This is a genomic window from Pseudomonas sp. S30_BP2TU TE3576 (assembly GCF_050436025.1).
GTDB lineage: Bacteria > Pseudomonadota > Gammaproteobacteria > Pseudomonadales > Pseudomonadaceae > Aquipseudomonas.
The window spans coordinates 5,088,335-5,105,000 of sequence record NZ_JBNDLK010000001.1 but is presented as its reverse complement, the minus strand read 5'-3'; the positions used below and the strand labels follow the sequence as shown (position 1 = coordinate 5,105,000).

General features: G+C 60.0%; 20 protein-coding genes (1 of these 20 only partly in view). 14 read left to right on the top strand and 6 right to left on the bottom strand.

Going from position 1 to position 16,666, the window contains the following annotated elements; translation table 11 throughout:
- Both rhtA and ABIA48_RS23345 read left to right on the top strand, forming a co-directional pair.
- Window positions 1–559, top strand: partial view of a threonine/homoserine exporter RhtA gene (rhtA, locus tag ABIA48_RS23350; protein ID WP_429491640.1) — the 3' portion only. Its footprint begins 329 nt before the window's first position; only the last 559 of its 888 coding nucleotides appear in the window; its start codon lies off the left edge, out of view; its stop codon occupies window positions 557–559.
- 169 nt (window positions 560–728) lie between these two features.
- Complete coding sequence (locus ABIA48_RS23345) at window positions 729–1,010, top strand: hypothetical protein (RefSeq protein WP_007990112.1); 282 nt, start codon at window positions 729–731, stop codon at window positions 1,008–1,010.
- A gap of 14 nt (window positions 1,011–1,024) precedes the next feature.
- On the opposite strand, the gene ABIA48_RS23340 is transcribed toward ABIA48_RS23345, so the two are convergent.
- On the bottom strand, window positions 1,025–1,585 hold the full coding sequence (locus tag ABIA48_RS23340) for a TetR/AcrR family transcriptional regulator (protein WP_429491638.1): 561 nt from the start codon (window positions 1,583–1,585) through the stop codon (window positions 1,025–1,027).
- 92 nt (window positions 1,586–1,677) lie between these two features.
- On the opposite strand from ABIA48_RS23340, the gene ABIA48_RS23335 reads away from it, so the two are divergent.
- Together ABIA48_RS23335 and ABIA48_RS23330 are read left to right on the top strand one after the other, a co-directional pair.
- Window positions 1,678–2,406 carry an SDR family oxidoreductase gene (locus tag ABIA48_RS23335; RefSeq protein ID WP_429491636.1) on the top strand — a complete coding sequence of 243 codons (729 nt, stop codon included), beginning with the start codon at window positions 1,678–1,680 and terminating at the stop codon, window positions 2,404–2,406.
- 37 nt (window positions 2,407–2,443) lie between these two features.
- The gene (locus tag ABIA48_RS23330; RefSeq protein ID WP_429491634.1) at window positions 2,444–3,034 is read left to right on the top strand and encodes a 2-hydroxychromene-2-carboxylate isomerase; all 591 of its coding nucleotides are present in this window, start codon (window positions 2,444–2,446) and stop codon (window positions 3,032–3,034) included.
- Here ABIA48_RS23330 and ABIA48_RS23325 read toward each other — a convergent pair.
- The gene (locus ABIA48_RS23325) at window positions 3,031–4,029 is read right to left on the bottom strand and encodes a zinc-dependent alcohol dehydrogenase family protein (RefSeq protein WP_429491632.1); all 999 of its coding nucleotides are present in this window, start codon (window positions 4,027–4,029) and stop codon (window positions 3,031–3,033) included. The genes ABIA48_RS23330 and ABIA48_RS23325 overlap by 4 nt on opposite strands.
- A gap of 104 nt (window positions 4,030–4,133) precedes the next feature.
- On the opposite strand from ABIA48_RS23325, the gene ABIA48_RS23320 reads away from it, so the two are divergent.
- Complete coding sequence (locus ABIA48_RS23320; RefSeq protein WP_429492923.1) at window positions 4,134–5,054, top strand: LysR family transcriptional regulator; 921 nt, start codon at window positions 4,134–4,136, stop codon at window positions 5,052–5,054.
- On the opposite strand, the gene ABIA48_RS23315 is transcribed toward ABIA48_RS23320, so the two are convergent.
- The 4 genes from ABIA48_RS23315 to ABIA48_RS23300 form a co-directional block, all read right to left on the bottom strand.
- Complete coding sequence (locus ABIA48_RS23315; RefSeq protein ID WP_429491630.1) at window positions 5,047–6,855, bottom strand: aminopeptidase P family protein; 1,809 nt, start codon at window positions 6,853–6,855, stop codon at window positions 5,047–5,049. The genes ABIA48_RS23320 and ABIA48_RS23315 overlap by 8 nt on opposite strands.
- Window positions 6,856–6,920: 65 nt before the next feature.
- Complete coding sequence (locus ABIA48_RS23310; RefSeq protein WP_429491628.1) at window positions 6,921–8,078, bottom strand: cysteine desulfurase family protein; 1,158 nt, start codon at window positions 8,076–8,078, stop codon at window positions 6,921–6,923.
- A 206-nt stretch (window positions 8,079–8,284) separates the two neighbouring features.
- Window positions 8,285–8,899, bottom strand: coding sequence for a LysE family translocator (locus ABIA48_RS23305; RefSeq protein WP_007993943.1), 615 nt, complete (start codon window positions 8,897–8,899; stop codon window positions 8,285–8,287).
- A 101-nt stretch (window positions 8,900–9,000) separates the two neighbouring features.
- On the bottom strand, window positions 9,001–9,270 hold the full coding sequence (locus ABIA48_RS23300) for a hypothetical protein (protein ID WP_007990119.1): 270 nt from the start codon (window positions 9,268–9,270) through the stop codon (window positions 9,001–9,003).
- A 275-nt stretch (window positions 9,271–9,545) separates the two neighbouring features.
- Between ABIA48_RS23300 and ABIA48_RS23295 the strand changes: the two genes are divergently transcribed.
- The 9 genes from ABIA48_RS23295 to ABIA48_RS23255 all read left to right on the top strand — a co-directional run bounded on the left by ABIA48_RS23295 (window position 9,546) and on the right by ABIA48_RS23255 (window position 16,663).
- On the top strand, window positions 9,546–10,004 hold the full coding sequence (locus ABIA48_RS23295) for a VOC family protein (RefSeq protein ID WP_429491626.1): 459 nt from the start codon (window positions 9,546–9,548) through the stop codon (window positions 10,002–10,004).
- A gap of 398 nt (window positions 10,005–10,402) precedes the next feature.
- Entirely contained in the window at window positions 10,403–11,605 is a 1,203-nt protein-coding gene (locus ABIA48_RS23290; protein WP_429491624.1) for a PepSY-associated TM helix domain-containing protein, read from the top strand.
- Window positions 11,602–12,144, top strand: a complete 543-nt coding sequence (locus tag ABIA48_RS23285) for a thiamine pyrophosphate-binding protein (RefSeq protein WP_429491622.1) — start codon at window positions 11,602–11,604, stop codon at window positions 12,142–12,144. Before ABIA48_RS23290 ends, ABIA48_RS23285 begins: the two co-directional genes overlap by 4 nt.
- Window positions 12,141–12,467, top strand: coding sequence for a hypothetical protein (locus ABIA48_RS23280; protein ID WP_007990124.1), 327 nt, complete (start codon window positions 12,141–12,143; stop codon window positions 12,465–12,467). The genes ABIA48_RS23285 and ABIA48_RS23280 overlap by 4 nt, the downstream gene beginning before the upstream one ends.
- Window positions 12,464–13,039 carry a DUF6162 family protein gene (locus ABIA48_RS23275; protein WP_429491620.1) on the top strand — a complete coding sequence of 192 codons (576 nt, stop codon included), beginning with the start codon at window positions 12,464–12,466 and terminating at the stop codon, window positions 13,037–13,039. The genes ABIA48_RS23280 and ABIA48_RS23275 overlap by 4 nt, the downstream gene beginning before the upstream one ends.
- A 35-nt stretch (window positions 13,040–13,074) precedes the next feature.
- On the top strand, window positions 13,075–14,001 hold the full coding sequence (locus ABIA48_RS23270; protein ID WP_429491618.1) for a metal ABC transporter substrate-binding protein: 927 nt from the start codon (window positions 13,075–13,077) through the stop codon (window positions 13,999–14,001).
- A complete protein-coding gene (locus ABIA48_RS23265) occupies window positions 13,998–14,861 on the top strand; it encodes a metal ABC transporter ATP-binding protein (RefSeq protein ID WP_429491616.1) in 864 nt (287 codons plus the stop codon). The genes ABIA48_RS23270 and ABIA48_RS23265 overlap by 4 nt, the downstream gene beginning before the upstream one ends.
- Window positions 14,861–15,760 (top strand): metal ABC transporter permease, encoded by a 900-nt coding sequence (locus tag ABIA48_RS23260; protein WP_007990128.1) that lies wholly within the window; start codon window positions 14,861–14,863, stop codon window positions 15,758–15,760. The genes ABIA48_RS23265 and ABIA48_RS23260 overlap by 1 nt, the downstream gene beginning before the upstream one ends.
- Window positions 15,761–16,663: a metal ABC transporter substrate-binding protein gene (locus ABIA48_RS23255; RefSeq protein ID WP_429491613.1), complete on the top strand. Its 903-nt coding sequence runs from the start codon at window positions 15,761–15,763 to the stop codon at window positions 16,661–16,663.
- Window positions 16,664–16,666: the final 3 nt, after the last annotated feature.

Below are 16,666 nucleotides of genomic sequence, written 5' to 3'. Positions count from 1 at the left end.
GGCTGTGGCAATCTACGCCTCCCGTCGCGCAATCGACTTTTTGTGGATTGCCTTGGCTGCCGTCGGCTTACTGTTATTGATACCGACAGGAGAAGCGACCGCGGGAATCGATCTGATAGGCGCCGGTTATGCTTTGGGTGCAGGTGTCTGCTGGGCACTGTACATTTTGTTCGGCCAAAAAGCCGGGGCTGACAATGGCGTGCAAACCGCCGCGCTGGGGGTAATGATCGCTGCACTGTTCGTAGCCCCTATCGGCATTGTCCATGCCGGTTCCGCTCTGCTGACCCCATCATTGATCCCTGTGGCCCTCGGCGTTGCCGTGTTGTCCACTGCCCTCCCCTACACCCTGGAGATGGTCGCTCTGACCCGTATGCCGGCCAGAACCTTCGGCACACTGATGAGTATCGAGCCCGCCTTCGGCGCATTATCGGGCTTGCTGTTCCTTCATGAATACCTCTCGCTGTCACAGTGGATGGCTATCATGTGCATCATCCTGGCATCCGTCGGCGCAACCATGACTATGAGCACTGCCGCCAAGCCGGCAGTAGCGGCAGATTGAGAGCAGATATGACGTAGGTCTGGTATTTGCCGCTCAATTAGGCCATGTTTAGCCCCGCGACCCAGAGTCATACCATGGACAATTCCAGATAGGGATATCGGTAAGCTTCAAGCGCAAGCGAATGCAGCCAGACCCGGGCACAAGATCCGGGGACGCTTTAAGGACAGTAATGAAACGAATTTTGATACTGATCGCCGTACTTGCAATTGCGGGCTGCGCAGCGACATCAAAAACACAGATCAAACACGGCAAGAAAGGGCTACATATCAACTGTTCCGGACTGTCTTCGTCCTGGGACAAGTGCTACGCCAGCGCGGCCAACTCCTGCGCCCCCAAGGGTTACAAGGTCATCGCCAAGTCGGGAGATGCAGTGGAAGAGCCCGGCGATTATCCGTTTGGCCTCAATCCTGCCGGGTATACCAGCCGCAGCATGATTGTCATCTGCAAATAGTCAGGGCCGTCGCGTCACGCTCTTGGAGTTGCGATCTGACGGCCAATCTCTTCGTAGCTGGACTTAAGCACTGTGCGTTGAATATCCGGGCTAGCGAGCATACGCGCTACAACCAGCGCGCCAATGCATTGCGACAGAATCGCCCACGCCAGGCTGTCGCTTTGCAGAACACCCGCCCAACTTTCCTGAAGCCGACAAATCCAGTTCTCTGCCTGTTGGCGGACAGTCACGTCGGAACGGGCAATCTCCGCCCCCAAAGCCGGTAACGCACAACCGGTTTCCGGACTCTCGACATGCGACATGCTCAGGTACAGTTTCAAGCAGCGCTCAAGCTTGTCACGGTCCTGCCCTTCCCCCAGTCGCGCCAGGCTTTGGCACAACTCACGCTCGACAATGGTTGCGAACAACTCGTCTTTCGACGAGAAGTGGCTGTAGAAAGCGCCGCCACTCAAGCCAACCGCTTTCATCAGGCTGTCCACGCCCACCGTTGAAAATCCGGATTTCTTGGCCAATACCGCACTGCTTTCCAGCAGCCGTTGCCTGGTTTCCAGCTTATGACTGGCGGAATAACGCATTGCCCTTCTCCCTTGATTGCTCACCTTGACGCCCGTCGAATCGTAGCATAACGTTCGTTTAGTTAACGATCGTTTACCAAAGGGATCTACCCATGAATAACAAGAAGGTCGTACTGGTCGTCGGTGCAGGTGATGCCACCGGTGGCGCCATTGCCAAGCGTTTTGCGCAGGAGGGTTTTGTCGCCTGCGTCACCCGCCGCAGTGCGGACAAGCTCCAGCCACTGGTGGATGCCATCCAGGCCGATGGTGGCGAGGCCCATGGTTTTGCCTGCGATGCACGTAAAGAGGAAGACGTGATCGCGCTGGTCGAGCAGATCGAAACCCAGATCGGTCCCATCGAAGCTTTTGTCTTCAACATCGGCGCCAACGTGCCGTGCAGCATTCTCGAAGAAACCGCCCGCAAGTATTTCAAGATCTGGGAAATGGCCTGTTTTTCCGGTTTTCTCAACGCGCGTGAAGTGGCCAAGCGCATGGCCAAGCGCCAGCGGGGCACGATCCTTTTCACCGGGGCCACCGCAGGCATGCGTGGCGCTGCCGGGTTCGCCGCATTTGCGGGTGCCAAGCACGGTATTCGTGCACTGGCGCAAAGCATGGCCCGAGAGCTCGGGCCGATGAACATTCACGTTGCCCATGTCGTCGTCGACGGTGCCATCGATACCGACTTCATCCGCGAAAGCTTCCCCGAAAAATACGCCACCAAGGATCAGGATGGCATCCTCGATCCCGAACATATCGCCGAAAACTACTGGTACCTGCACAGCCAGCCCCGTGATGCCTGGACTTTCGAGCTGGACCTTCGCCCCTGGAGTGAGCGCTGGTAACTCCCCCACACATAACAACAAGACGAGCGCCTTGAACATGAGCAAAACCGTGGAGTTCTACTTCGACCTCGGCAGCCCCGCCACCTATCTGGCCTATACCCAGCTACCGAAAATCTGCGCACAGACCGATACCCGGCTGGTCTACATTCCGCTCTTGTTGGGCGGGGTATTCAAAGCCACCGGAAACGCCTCTCCGGTGACTGTCCCGGCAAAGGGCCGCTACATGTTTCAGGATCTGGACCGCTACGCCAGACGCTACGGCGTGCCTCTGAAATTCAACCCGCACTTCCCGATCAACACCTTGATGCTGATGCGTGCCGTAACTGGCATGCAGTTGCGCCACCCTGAACGCTTTGCCGCGTTCATCGATTGCCTGTTCAAGGCCATTTGGGTCGACGGTCGGAATCTCGATGAACCGGCAACCGTCGCAGCCGTGCTGAGCGAAAACGCTTTCGACCCGCAAGAGGTGCTGGCCCTGACCGCTGATGAAGAAGTCAAAGCCGTGCTCAAGGACAACACCGAAAAAGCTGTGCAGCGAGGGGTGTTCGGAGCGCCGAGCATGTTTGTCGGCAACCAGTTGTACTTCGGCCAGGATCGACTGGACTTCGTGCTCGAAGCCTTGAGTTAAATCTCGACCACCAACCGCCCCTTTGCCGCTCCCGACAAGAGCAGTACATGGGCGGCTTCTGCGGTCTGCAATGTGAACGAGTGCGGGTCAAGCAACGGCAAGAGCTTACCCGCCTCAATCAACCGCGCCGCCTCGTGCAGAATCTCACCGTGATGCTCACGTCCCTTGCCCGTCAGGAGCGGCAGCAAAGTGAAAACACCGGAGTAAGTCGCCCCACGAAAAGAAAGCGGTGCCAGGCTGTGCTGACCCCAACCAAGGCAACTGAGCACATGGCCGTGATACGTCCGTGCAGCCTTGAATGACGCATCCAGCGTTTCCCCCCCCACAGTGTCATAGACAATGTCAAACCCCTCACCGGCCGTATGCTCAGTCACATAGTCTTCAACCGAAGATTGCCTGTAATCGATAAATGTCGCACCAAAGCCCTCGATCGTTTTCTGTTGCGTGGCCGAGCCCGTAGCAAAAACCTCAGCGCCAAAAGCGCGGGCGATTTGCACCGCGACATGTCCGACGCCACCGGCACCACCATGAATCAATACCTTCTGCCCGGGCCGAACACGAGCCCGGTCCACCAGACCTTCCCAGGCGGTAATCAGCACGAGCGGCAATCCGGCAGCCTCGCGCATGCTCAAGTTGTGCGGTTTGCGAGCCAACAGCCGTGCATCAACTGCCGCGTATTCGGCCAATGAACCTTGAATACCACCAATGCCGGTGGCCAAGGCGTACACCTCATCCCCCGGCAGCCAGCCACTGACGCCCTCCCCCAACGCTTCTACGGTTCCGGCCAGATCCATACCCAATATCGCCGGTAACGGTTGACGCGCATGAGCCGCCTGCCCGGAGCGGATTTTGCCGTCCAGTGGATTCACACCACTAGCCTTGATCCTGACCAATACTTGCCCCGCCTGTGGCACAGGCCGCGCAATGGAAACCAAGCGTAACGACGCATTGGCCGAGTCGACCATCAGAGCGCGCATATCCAGTGAGTCAGTCATTTCGCAAAATCCCATCAGAAGTGAATGTAGGATCAATCTTGCCTCGACCCACTCATGCCGATAAGACGCTATATCACTATAGTGATCATGCCGATAAAGCATCAATGGGGAATCCCGTGGACAAGCTCAATGCAATGGCGATTTTCGTACGGGTGGTCGAACGCGGCAGCTTTTCCGCCGTTGCCCGGGAGATGCAGACCAGTCAGCCAACCATCAGCAAAGTGCTGCAAGCGCTGGAAACACAACTGGGTGGAAAGCTGATTGCCCGCAGCACCCGCAAGTTATCCCTGACGAATGAAGGTCAGCGGTACTACAACGAATGCCGAATCATCCTCGCCGCCGTGGATGCGGCAGAACATAGCTTCCAGTCCGGTCGGGAAAGGGTCGCCGGACCGTTGAAAATCGGCTCGTCCGTCAGTTTCGGACGCTTGCAGATCGCCCCCCGTTTACCGGGCTTTCTCAAACACTACCCTGACGTACAGATTGACTTGCAATTGAGTGATCAGAATCAGGATCTGGTCAGCGAAGGGCTGGACGTCACATTCAGGATCGGTGCCCTGGACGACAGCGGTTTGATCGCGCGCCTTGTGGGCAGCACGCATCGTGTAACCGTCGCATCACCTGACTACCTCAGGCAAAACGGCCAACCACAAACACCGCAGGAGCTGACCAGGCACAATTGCCTGATGTTCAATCTGCTGAGCAGTCAAAACCTGTGGCTGTACACAAAAGATGCCCAACGTCACGAAGTGCGGATCAAGGGCAATGCGCAGAGCAACAATTCCGAGGCGATCCGCGAACTGGTGCTGGGGGGATTGGGGATTGCGCTGTCACCGGTGTGGCTGTTCAGCGAAGACCTGAAAGCTGGCCGGGTGATCGCGATTTTGCAGGACTACAGCACGCTGTCGCTGCCGATACATGCTGTATCCCCGGCGAATCGTCGCCAATCCGCCAGGGTCAAAGCCTTTGTTGACTACATGAGTCAGGCGCTGGAGACAGCACCCGAACTGAAAGCAATCAAATAGCCGCGGTACGGGTGTTCAGCCACTCAAGAGCCGCCCCCTCGACCAGTGGGCTCAGGCGTTCGCGCACTTCGGCGTGATAGGCGTTGAACCACTGTTTTTCCTCTTCGGACAGCAGTGAGGTTTCCAGGCAGCGTGTATCGATCGGACACAGGGTCAGCGTTTCGAACTTCAGGAACTCGCCGAATTCGCTTTTGCCTGCTTCACGGTTCATGGCCAGGTTTTCGATTCGCACTCCCCAACGACCCGGACGATAGGTACCCGGCTCAATGGACGTGATCATGCCGGGTTGCATCGCCGTTTGTGGCGCAGGCGCAGCCTGATAAGCGATGACTTGCGGACCTTCGTGGACGTTCAGGAAGTAACCGACGCCATGCCCGGTGCCGTGACCGTAGTCGACACTTTCCGCCCAGATGGGCGCACGGGCGATGGCATCGAGCAGTGGCGACAGAATGCCCTTCGGGAACTGCGCGCGGGACAAGGCAATCACGCCCTTGAGCACGCGGGTGCAATCGCGTTTTTGCTCATCGGTCGGTGTGCCCACCGCAACCATCCGCGTGATGTCGGTGGTGCCGCCCAGGTACTGGCCGCCGGAGTCGATCAGCAACAGACCGTCCCCTTCGATCACCGCGTGTTCTGCTTCGGTGGCATGGTAGTGCGGCATCGCGCCATTGGCGTTGAACGCGGCGATGGTATTGAAGCTCAGCGACACGTAATCCGGACGACGCTCACGGGCGGCGGTGAGTTTTTCGTCGATGGTCAGTTCGGTGATGCGCTCACGGCCCAGCGCCGAGTCCAGCCAGGCGAAGAATTCGCACAGCGCTGCACCGTCCTGTTCCATGGCCTGACGGATGTGTTCGGCATCGGCCAGGCTTTTTTGCGATTTGGCCAGAGTAGTCGGGTTCAGGCCTTCGATCAGTTTCACCCCGCTGTCGAGGTTGTCCAGCAACCCCGCCGTGACCCGCGCCGGATCGACTTGCAGGCTCGCGCCACTCGGCACGGCGCGCAGTGCGGCAGCGACTTCGCTGTAATCGCGCAAGGTCACACCGTCCTGTTCGAGGATTGCGCGCAACTCGGCGCTGACTTTGCTCAAGGCGACAAACAACGTGGCCTGTTGCTGATTGATCAAGGCGAAAGAAACGAATACCGGATTGAATGACACGTCGCCGCCACGCAGGTTGAACAGCCAGGCGATGTCATCGAGGGTGGCAATGAAATGCCAGTCGGCACCCCGTGCCTTAAGGGTTTCACGCAGTTTGGCGAGTTTTTCGCCACGGCTGACGGTCGCCTGCGGTGGCAAGTGTTGATAGATCGGTTCGTTCGGCAGGCTTGGGCGGTCGCTCCAGACTCCGCTCAACAGATCGAGGTCGGTACGCAGACGGGCGCCACGCTCTTCAAGTTTACCGCCCAGGGTCCGTGCCGAAGCCACGGCCATGACCGCGCCATCGACGGCGACAACGCCACCTTCGGGGGTTTGCTCGGCGAGCCACTCCAGTGGCCCGGGTTGACCCGGTTGCAGCTTGACCAGGTCAATGCCACTGCCCTTGAGTTCCTTGGTCGCTTGCTCCCAATAACGGCTGTCGGCCCAGACGCCGGCAAAATCCGCGGTTACGATCAAGGTACCGACCGAACCATGGAAACCCGACAACCACTGGCGCCCCTGCCAGTAACCCGGCAGGTATTCGGACAGGTGCGGGTCGGCCGACGGCACCAGCAGGGCGTGAATGCCCTCCCGGCTCATCAGTTCGCGGGTTTGCGCCAGGCGCTGGGGCACCGATCCATTGATCGAAAGCTGCGTATTCATCGTGTCTCCTGCTAACCACTTCATCATTATTGTTGAGGGCCGATCAACGTCGGCACTTCGTCGCCCTATTGCCAGAATGCCGGAGCACTGGCGCAGGCTGCCTTGATCAGTTGAACCGCCTGGTCGATATCCTGCTCGGTGGTGAAACGCCCGAGGCTCAAGCGGATGGTGCGACTCGCCGAGCGGGCATCATGCCCCAGGGCCAGCAGTACATGGGATGGGGTATTGCTGGCGGAATTGCAGGCCGAGGTCGCGGAAAACGCGATCGAGGCCAGCAATGCTGCCGGGTTGAACTCGCCTTCACTGAAGGTCAGGCTCAAGGTATGGGGAATGCGCCGGGTCGGGCTGCCATTGAGCCGTACACCGGGAATACTCTGCAATTGCTCGAGCAAGCGTTCACGCAAACGCACGATGCTGGCTTTCTCTTCATCGAATGCAGCCGCCGCCAGTGCAAAGGCCGAGCCCATGGCCACGATCTGATGGGTCGCCAGTGTTCCGGAACGCAAACCGCCCTCATGCCCGCCGCCATGGATCTGCGCCCGCAGACGCTGTTGTGCACGCGGACCGACGTACAACGCACCGATGCCTTTTGGGCCGTACAGTTTATGTGCGGAAAACGACATCAGGTCCACCGCCCACTGCGCAAGGTCGATCGCCACTTTGCCCGCGCCCTGTGCGGCGTCAACATGGAACAACGCCCCGCGATCACGCACGACCTGACCGATGGCGGGAATGTCGTTGAGGGTGCCCAGTTCGTTGTTGACCAGCATCAGCGAGACCAGGAAGGTGTCCTCGCGCATGGCTTCGCTGACCGCTTGCGCGGTGATCAGGCCATCGGCGTCCGGCACCAGATAAGTCACCGCTACACCGGCGTCCTGCAGTTGCTTCGCGGTATCGAGAATGGCCTTGTGTTCGATCTGGCTGGTGATGATATGGCCGCCGCCAACGCCCCGGGCCTGGGCCACGCCTTTGAGCGCGAGGTTGTTGGATTCGGTGGCGCCTGAGGTCCAGACAATCTGCTCGGGTGTTGCGCCGACCAGCTCGGCGACCTGGCGTCGCGCCTGTTCCACCGATTGCCGGGCCTGCTGACCAAATGCGTGGGAACTGGAGGCCGGGTTGCCGAAATTGCCGGTAAAGCCCAGACACTCGACCATCACCTTGATGACTCGCTCATCCACCGGCGTGGTGGCGGCGTAGTCGAAATACAACGGACGTTTATTCATAAAAGACTCGCAGAGCGTGTTCCGGGATCAGGAAGCTCGTGACTGCAAACGGCAAAGCGCAGCCTTGTGAGCTGCGCGCGGTTTTCAGAACGTTACCAATACCTGATCGGATGCCGTTAAAGAAGAACTACTTCATTTAATAGTGCGTAGGAACGCTCCTGAAAAGTCAGCTTAACAGGCATCGGGCAACCGGTTGAAGCAATGCGTCAGCTAAAGCTTTCGAGCAACAGCGGATACAGCGACCCCACGAGCAGCGCGGCCATGCCCCAATTGAACAGGCGCAGCCAGCGGCGGTCCTTCAGAACGTTGCGTAACAGCGTGCCGCAAGCGGCCCAGACACCGACGCTCGGCAGGTTGATGATCGCAAAGACGGCCGCAATCACGATCACATTAGTGAAGTAACCCTGCATCGGCGTGTAGGTGCTGATGGCGCCAATGGCCATGATCCAGGCCTTGGGATTGACCCATTGGAACGCGGCGGCGCCCAAATAGCTGATCGGTTTCGCTTCGCCCTGCTGGCTCTCCGACATTGGTCCGGAATGGGCGATTTTCCAGGCCAGATACAGCAAGTACGCCGCTCCCACATAACGCAGTACGGTGTAGAGCAAAGGGTAAGTCTGGAACACCGCGCCAAGGCCAAAACCGACCGCCACCACGAGTACGAAGAAGCCACAGGTGATGCCGAGCATGTGCGGGATCGTGCGGTTGAATCCGAAGTTCACCCCGGATGCCAGCAACATGGTGTTGTTCGGGCCGGGTGTGATCGAGGTGACGAGGGCAAACAGGGCGAAGCCCAGCAGCAGGTCGAGTGAGAGCGTCATGGGTGGCGGTCCGTCAGGGTCGGTCAGGTATTGACCCTACCGCACACCTTGGGCGAAACCCACGGACAGTTGTGTGAAACTTGGAGCAGTACAGTTTTGCTTCAGCTTGGACGACCGTGAAGCTGTACAGATCGCCCGGCGTTCATTTCACCCTGGTTGTCAAAGCCGAACGCCTTCTGCGGCTGGCCGAGCAGTTCGGCTTTTTTCGCATGGTATTCGTCGAAGGACAATCCGCGACGGTTCAGCGCCTCCAGCGCCAGTTCCTTGGTCTCTTCAGCCGTGTAAGGCCGAAGTTCCGGGGAAACATGGCTGGCACATCCGGCGAGTACGGAGACGGCGAGCATCAGCAAAGTGGCAATCATCGGTTTCATTTTTGGCGTCCTGGCGACTGGGTTCGAGGCAATGAACACAGGCTACCCGTGCCTCCCGGGCAGCAGAAATCAACGCTTTCAATAGTGGCTATCAGGAAATGGCGATCATTGTCGATGTGCTGGGAGCGCACTGGTTGGAGCCGACTTGATGGCACTTGTGTGGCGCGACTGCTCGTCGGGCGCTCGGTGAGGCGAAAGAGGCTGACCTATATTTATTCGGCCGAATAACGGCGCAGGCACTGTCTATTCACAGAACAGGAACAGGGAGATCCATCATGAGCGTCAAACCCATTCCAGAGGGGTATCACAGTATCACCCCCTACTTGGGCATCAACAAAGCTGCCCAAGCCATCGATTTCTACAAAAAAGCCTTCGGCGCCATTGAAGTCATGCGCCTGGCCATGCCTGATGGCAGTGTCGGTCACGCCGAACTGCGCATTGGCGATTGCCCGATCATGCTCGGCACACCGTGCGATCAAGGACCGCTGAATAATCCGGACAACTCGCCGTCCGTGGGTCTGCATTTGTACGTGACGGATGTCGACAAGTCCTACAAAAAAGCCATCGATGCCGGCTCAACCGTTGTATCCGAGGTCAAGGATCAGTTTTACGGCGACCGTACGGGCACCTTGAAGGATCCCTACGGGCACGTGTGGTTCCTGGCTACGCGCAAGGAAGACCTGACCCAGGAGCAGATAGAGAAACGGGCGAAGGAGATGTTCAGTCAGGGTTGAGGGCTTTTTCCCAACCATAGAATCTCCCACAGTGGGTCCCCGATCTTACGCGGGACTTGTGATCACTGAAGGCCCCTGTGGGAGCGGGCTTGCTCGCGAAAGCGGAGTGTCAGGCGACGTGGATGTTGAATGTGCCGGCTCCTTCGCGAGCAAGCCCGCTCCCACCGTTTGATCTTCAGTGAATGTAAATCCTGCGGCCGGCCGTGCGCGGATTGCTCTGCCTTTCCGCCCCCCGCGAAACATTTTCTTTCATTTTCCCTTTCGGGATTTCCCCTGCTCATCCGTCCTACCTAGATGCAGTCCTTTCGCGTAGGCAAAAGCCACGACTGGACCTTCATGGCGCTCAGTCCTGCGAAGCCCGCAGCAGAGTGACCACTCATCCAGGCAAGACCTCCAACATGTCAAAGAAGTCCCGTTCAAAAATCTGGTTCCTGGTCCATAGCTGGCTGGCGCTGCCGATCTGGTTTTTCGTGCTGATCGTGTGTGTGACCGGCACCCTGGCCGTCATCAGTCAGGAAATCGTCTGGCTGGCCAACCCGCCAATGCGTGCCACCCAACCCACGGACGATGCCCCGCTGCTCAGCTATCAGCAGGTCATCGAGGCCATCAACAAGGCCGAACCGCAGACCGTGGTGCAGAGCATCAGCCGCCCCGACGAGTCGCACTTTGCCCTGGATGTCGAAGTCAGCTACCCCGACGGGCGCTCGGTGGTGATTTATGTCAATCCGTACAGCGGTGTGATCCAGGGTGTCGCTCCGCAATTCAACTTCCGCGCCTTCACCCGCGCCTTGCACGCCTGGTGGCTGGTGCCGTTTACCAATGGCTATAGCTGGGGCTGGTACCTGGTGTCGTTTCTCGGCTTGCCATTGCTGGCTTCGCTGATCACAGGACTGGTGGTCTACAAGCGCTTCTGGAAAGGCTTCTTCCGCCCGACCCTGCGCATTCGCCACGGCGCACGGATTTTCTGGGGCGACTTTCACCGCTTGAGCGGCATCTGGTCGATCTGGTTCATCGCAGTGATTTCCATCACCGGCACCTGGTTCCTGATCCAGGCATTGCTGTCCGATAACCAGATTTCCATTTCCACGGAAAAGATCATCCCGGCGATGTCCCGCGAAGCGGTACCGCTGTCGCCCGATGGGTCGCCCCCACCCCGTATTGACCTTGACCGCGCGATTGAAATCGCCACGCAGGAAATCTCCGGTCTGGAGGCCAGCTTCGTCAGCCTGCCGGGCAATGCCTACAGCCATCTGGATGTCGGTGGACGCGGTTGGTATCCGTTGATGTTCCAGACCGCCACCATCAACCCGTACAACGGCGAAATCGCCGCCTCGCGCCTGATCTCCGACCGCTCGGCCCTGGAGTTCGTCACCGAATCCATGCGCCCGTTGCACACCGGAGACTTTGGCGGACTGTGGATCAAACTGATATGGGCATTCTTCGGCCTGCTGCTGAGCATGATGGTGCTCAGCGGTCTGCTGATCTGGACCAAACGTACGGCGCTGGCCACGGCCAATGCCTTCAAACGCAGTCACAAGAAACAGCGCGGCACCGCGGCGGCGCCGGCCACGAACAACGAAACGTCGGAGGCCAACCTGTGAGCAAAGTCACTGCGGCCTCGCAACCCTTGCGCCTGAGCGTGTTCTGGCACAAATGGCGCTTTCACCTGAATGTCCTGTTGCTGCTGATTCCACTGGGTTTCATGCCCAAGTATTTCGCCGACGAAGCGTTGATGCGTGGTGACAGCGGCCTGGGCGAACGCGACGTCGGCGAAGTCCGGGTCGGCCCCTGGAGCCTGCGCCTGGCGGAATTGCGCAACTCAGCCCCGATGCTCGAAGGACCGGCCGGTTACATGAAAGGCTTCAACGCCGCGCTGTGCGATGCCTGTATCGGACAGGTCAAGGCCACTTACCTGCGTATCGGCAAGCCCCGCAGCCTGCGCGCCGCCGGGGTGATTTTCTTCGGTACGCCGTACCGCATGGGCGCTTCGCTGCCCGTCCCGGAAAAGACCACGGCCGACGCCGAACTGTGGATCACCATGGAAGGCTGGGACGGCGCCATGCATCAGGCATCCATTCCTTTGCGCCAGGCCTCTCCCGCCACCATCGTCTGGCTGAACAAACAAGGAGGCAAACCATGATCAACCCGCTTCGTCCTCTCAACACCGTGTTGCTGCTCTGCGCCGGCTTCAGCGCCAGCGCCCTGGCCCACAACCCGATGTGCGAATGCAAGGCCATCGACGCCGACCAGATCCAGTGCACCGGCGGTTTTTCCGACGGCAGCGGCGCGCCGGGCGTGACCCTCGACGTGATCGGCTACGACGAAACCATTCTGGTGCCGGGTAAGCTCGGGCCTGATTCGACCCTGACCTTCAAGAAGCCCGGCGCCGAGTTCTATGTGCTGTTCGATGCCGGCCCCGGTCACGTCGTGGAAATAGACCAGGCGGACATCCAGGCGCCATGAGCACTCCAACGACCCAAGTCGTGCGCCCGGCCGGTGCAGGTCACGAATCCCTCTACGTTCTGCTGCTGTGCCTGGTGATCCTCGCGGTCGCAGGGACTGTGGTGTTCTGGCGCGGTGAATCCCATGAGGTGAGCAGCGTCAACAGCCACCAACTGGATGCCCGCCGTGACCTCAGTGCTGCCGAGCAAGGCATCTACGCCGATTTGCGCGTGACGCTGGATGAGATTCATTTGTTGCGTCAGGAACAGCAAACGCTGGCGACGCCCGAAGCTCTCGCCGAGGAAGGTTTTGCCCCGTTCGCCCAGGACGCCAGTTCTGTCAGCCGGGGCGGCCATGCCTGGCAAATGCTCGACGCCAAGGCCTACTTCGGCCTGAGCCAGTCGCCGACTGTCGCCGGTTCATTCCTGATGCGCCTGAGCGCAACCGACGATGCCGCATCGGACATCTGGCTCAACCGCGCCGACAAGCTCACGGCACCGGCCGACCTCAGCGACGCCACGCTCGAAAGCGCCGGCTGGCAGCAGGTCGTCGCGCAATTCGATGCCGGCGTGACCCGCCAGCACCGGCACTGAACCCTCGCCTTCACCCGAGAGAAGACCGCTTTCCCATGCCTATTTCATCTCAACGATCTTTCCTACGCCTGCTGCTGGTGGGGCTTCTGGCCTGCCTGCTGCCATCACTGGCCAGCGCCGACGAAGCCAAGCGCCTGCGCATCGGCATCACCCTGCACCCTTATTACAGCTACGTGGCGAACATCGTCGGCGACAAGGCCGACGTCGTGCCGCTGATTCCGGCCGGTTTCAATCCGCATGCCTATGAACCCCGCGCCGAAGACATCAAACGCATCAGCGGCCTCGACGTCGTCGTGCTCAACGGCGTCGGCCATGATGATTTCGCCGACCGTATGATCGCCGCCAGCGAAACCCCGAACGTCGCGGTGATCGAAGCCAATGAAAACGTGCCGCTGCTCGCCGCCACCGGTGTTTCCGCCCGTGGTTCCGGCAAAGTGGTGAACCCGCATACCTTCCTGTCGATCAGCGCCTCGATTGCCCAAGTCAACAACATCGCCCGCGAGCTGGGCAAGCTCGACCCGACCAACGCCAGGACCTATACCGAAAACGCCCGCGCCTACGGCAAGCGCCTGCGCAAGATGCGCGCCGACGCCCTGGCCAAACTGACCCAGGCGCCGAACGCCGAACTGCGGGTGGCCACGGTGCATGCGGCCTACGACTACCTGCTGCGCGAGTTCGGCCTGGAAGTGACGGCCGTGGTCGAGCCGGCCCACGGTATCGAACCAAGCCCCAGCCAACTGAAAAAGACCATCGACCAACTGCGTGAGCTGGACGTGAAGGTGATTTTCTCGGAGATGGATTTCCCGTCCACTTACGTCGACACCATCCAGCGCGAATCCGGAGTGAAGCTGTATCCGCTGTCGCACATTTCCTACGGCGAATACGCCGCCGACAAGTACGAAAAGGAAATGACCGGCAACCTCGACACCGTGGTGCGGGCGATTCAGGAGTCCGGCGCATGACTGCCAAGGAGATCATCAGTGCACAAAGCCCCATTCCAAGTGACTCCGAATCCATTGTGGGAGCGGGCTTGCTCGCGAATGCGGTGGGTCAGTCAGCATCATTGCCAAATGACAGTCCGCTTTCGCGAGCAAGCCCGCTCCCACAGGTTTCGGGGCCGACCCTGGATTTTTCCGACATCAGCCTGACCCTCGGGCGCACGACGATCCTCGATAAGGTGACCTTTCAGGTCCGCCCCGGCAGCGTGCATGCACTGGTCGGCCCCAACGGCGGCGGCAAGAGTTCGCTGATCAAGACCTTGCTCGGGCAAATGCCGCATCAGGGCCGCTTGAGCCTGCATTGGTCGGCCGAGCCGGGGACCATTGGCTATGTGCCACAGGCGCTGGAGTTCGACCGGGGATTGCCGATGACCGTCGACGATTTCATGGCCGCCATGTGCCAGCGTCGCCCGGCTTTTCTAGGTTTGAGCAAACACTACACGGCGGCGATTGGCGAGGCGCTGGAACGGGTCGGCATGCAGGACAAACGCAAGCGACGTATGGGCGCGCTATCCGGCGGCGAAAGGCAACGGGTGTTGCTGGCCCAGGGGCTGATCCCGCCTCCGCAACTGCTGGTACTCGACGAACCGATGTCGGCCCTCGATGAGGCCGGAATTCAGGTGTTCGAACGCCTGCTCGGCGACTGGCGAGCGGCGGGCATCACCGTGCTGTGGATCGAGCACGACCTGGAAGCGGTCAGACGCCTGGCCGATCACGTCACCGGGCTCAATCGCCGGGTGCTGTTCGACGCCACGCCGCAACAGGCACTGACGCCAGAGCGCCTGCTGATGCTGTTCTCGACTCACCCACGGAGCCTTGCCTGATGAGTTACGAAGCTTTTCGCCTGATGGTTCAGGGTTGGGCCTCGTCGGGTTATCTGCCCGAGGCGCTGGCCTATGGATTTGTGGTCAACGCCCTGCTCGCCGGCCTATTGATCGGCCCGGTACTGGGCGGCCTGGGTACGCTGGTGGTGGTCAAGCGCTTCGCGTTTTTCTCCGAGGCGGTCGGCCATGCTGCGCTGACCGGCGTGGCCATCGGCATTTTGCTCGGCGAGCCCTACACCGGCCCCTACGGCAGCCTGTTCGGCTACTGCCTGCTGTTCGGCATTTTGCTCAACTACCTGCGCAACCGCACCGGCCTGGCGCCGGACACCTTGATCGGCGTGTTCCTCTCCGTGTCGCTCGCCCTGGGCGCGAGCCTGTTGCTGATTCTGGCGGGCAAGATCAACGTGCACATTCTGGAAAACGTGCTGTTCGGGTCGGTGCTGACGGTCAACGGCAATGACCTGTTGGTGCTGGCCATCGTCGGTTCGCTGGTGATGGCCCTGGCCTTGCCGCTGTACAACCGCATCATGCTCGCCAGCTTCAATCCGCAACTGGCGGCGGTGCGCGGGGTCGCGGTGAAGGCTCTGGATTATCTGTTCGTGATTCTGGTGACGCTGATCACCGTCGCCGCAGTGAAGGTCATCGGTGCGATTCTGGTTGGCGCGCTGCTGGTGATTCCGGCAGCGGCGGCGCGTTTGCTCAGCCAATCGCTGAAGGGCTTTTTCTGCTGCTCGGTGTTGATCGCCACTGTCAGCACGCTAGGCGGGATTCTCGCACCGATTGTCTTCGACCTGCCGATCCCGTCCGGCGCCGCCATCATCCTCGTGGCCGGTATCGCCTTCGCCCTGGCCGCCATTGCGCGCGGCATTGTCCCCAGCCTGAAAGGGAACCTTGGATAAATGATTTTTTCTCTGCGCCAACTGACCCTCGCGGTGGCCCTGTGCGGGCTGACCGCCACGACCTTCGCCGCAAACAACGGCAAACCGCTGCGCGTGCTGGCCTCCTTGCCGATTACTTATGGTCTCGGTGAACTGCTGCTCAAAGACACCGATGTCAGCCTCGAACGCGCCGCGCCGGCCAACCTGCCCGGCAGCCGCCAGACCGCCTACTTCACCGGCCGAGGTGCTCCGGCGCTGGCCCAACTGGCGAAGGATGCCGATGCGGTGATCGGCCTGCGCTCACTGTGGCCGGATGACCCGCTGTACCCGATCGCGCGCCGTAGCAATATCCGTATCGTCGAAGTCGACGCCGCCCGCCCGGTGGACGGCGCCCTGCCCGGCATTGCCATGCAACCCGGCAACAAGGTCGACGGGCTGAACAGTCAGCCGTGGTTTTCCAGCAATAACATGGGGCGGATGGCCGACGTGATGGCGGCGGATCTGGTGCGCCTGGCCCCTGAAGCCAAACCGACAATCGACGCCAACCTGGCAGCGCTCAAGCAGCGCTTGCTCAAACTCAGCGCTGCCAGCGAAGCGCGCCTGGCCAACGCGGATAACCTCAGTATGATGAGCCTGAGCGATCACTTTGGCTACCTGATCGGTAGTCTCAATCTGGAGTTGATCGGCCAGGACGTACGCCCCGATGCCGAGTGGACACCCGAAGCGCTCAGGCAGTTGGCCACAACACTCAAGGACAATGATGTGGCGGTGGTACTGCATCATCGGCAGCCGTCGGATGCACTGAAAGCGGTGATTGCCGGGTCGGGTAGCCGGTGGGTGGTGTTGAGTACCGATGCCGAGGATCCGGTGGCTGAACTGGAAGGGAATGTGGATTTGCTGATCAAGGGGCTTGGCGGGGTGTGACCT

Excerpts from the sequence above, each read along its gene's own strand:
- ABIA48_RS23345 (WP_007990112.1), top strand. The coding sequence starts at position 729 with ATGAAACGAATTTTGATACTGATCGCCGTACTTGCAATTGCGGGCTGC.
- ABIA48_RS23340 (WP_429491638.1), bottom strand. The coding sequence starts at position 1,585 with ATGCGTTATTCCGCCAGTCATAAGCTGGAAACCAGGCAACGGCTGCTG.
- ABIA48_RS23335 (WP_429491636.1), top strand. The coding sequence starts at position 1,678 with ATGAATAACAAGAAGGTCGTACTGGTCGTCGGTGCAGGTGATGCCACC.
- ABIA48_RS23330 (WP_429491634.1), top strand. The coding sequence starts at position 2,444 with ATGAGCAAAACCGTGGAGTTCTACTTCGACCTCGGCAGCCCCGCCACC.
- ABIA48_RS23325 (WP_429491632.1), bottom strand. The coding sequence starts at position 4,029 with ATGACTGACTCACTGGATATGCGCGCTCTGATGGTCGACTCGGCCAAT.
- ABIA48_RS23320 (WP_429492923.1), top strand. The coding sequence starts at position 4,134 with ATGGGGAATCCCGTGGACAAGCTCAATGCAATGGCGATTTTCGTACGG.
- ABIA48_RS23315 (WP_429491630.1), bottom strand. The coding sequence starts at position 6,855 with ATGAATACGCAGCTTTCGATCAATGGATCGGTGCCCCAGCGCCTGGCG.
- ABIA48_RS23310 (WP_429491628.1), bottom strand. The coding sequence starts at position 8,078 with ATGAATAAACGTCCGTTGTATTTCGACTACGCCGCCACCACGCCGGTG.
- ABIA48_RS23305 (WP_007993943.1), bottom strand. The coding sequence starts at position 8,899 with ATGACGCTCTCACTCGACCTGCTGCTGGGCTTCGCCCTGTTTGCCCTC.
- ABIA48_RS23300 (WP_007990119.1), bottom strand. The coding sequence starts at position 9,270 with ATGAAACCGATGATTGCCACTTTGCTGATGCTCGCCGTCTCCGTACTC.
- ABIA48_RS23295 (WP_429491626.1), top strand. The coding sequence starts at position 9,546 with ATGAGCGTCAAACCCATTCCAGAGGGGTATCACAGTATCACCCCCTAC.
- ABIA48_RS23290 (WP_429491624.1), top strand. The coding sequence starts at position 10,403 with ATGTCAAAGAAGTCCCGTTCAAAAATCTGGTTCCTGGTCCATAGCTGG.
- ABIA48_RS23280 (WP_007990124.1), top strand. The coding sequence starts at position 12,141 with ATGATCAACCCGCTTCGTCCTCTCAACACCGTGTTGCTGCTCTGCGCC.
- ABIA48_RS23275 (WP_429491620.1), top strand. The coding sequence starts at position 12,464 with ATGAGCACTCCAACGACCCAAGTCGTGCGCCCGGCCGGTGCAGGTCAC.
- ABIA48_RS23270 (WP_429491618.1), top strand. The coding sequence starts at position 13,075 with ATGCCTATTTCATCTCAACGATCTTTCCTACGCCTGCTGCTGGTGGGG.
- ABIA48_RS23265 (WP_429491616.1), top strand. The coding sequence starts at position 13,998 with ATGACTGCCAAGGAGATCATCAGTGCACAAAGCCCCATTCCAAGTGAC.
- ABIA48_RS23260 (WP_007990128.1), top strand. The coding sequence starts at position 14,861 with ATGAGTTACGAAGCTTTTCGCCTGATGGTTCAGGGTTGGGCCTCGTCG.
- ABIA48_RS23255 (WP_429491613.1), top strand. The coding sequence starts at position 15,761 with ATGATTTTTTCTCTGCGCCAACTGACCCTCGCGGTGGCCCTGTGCGGG.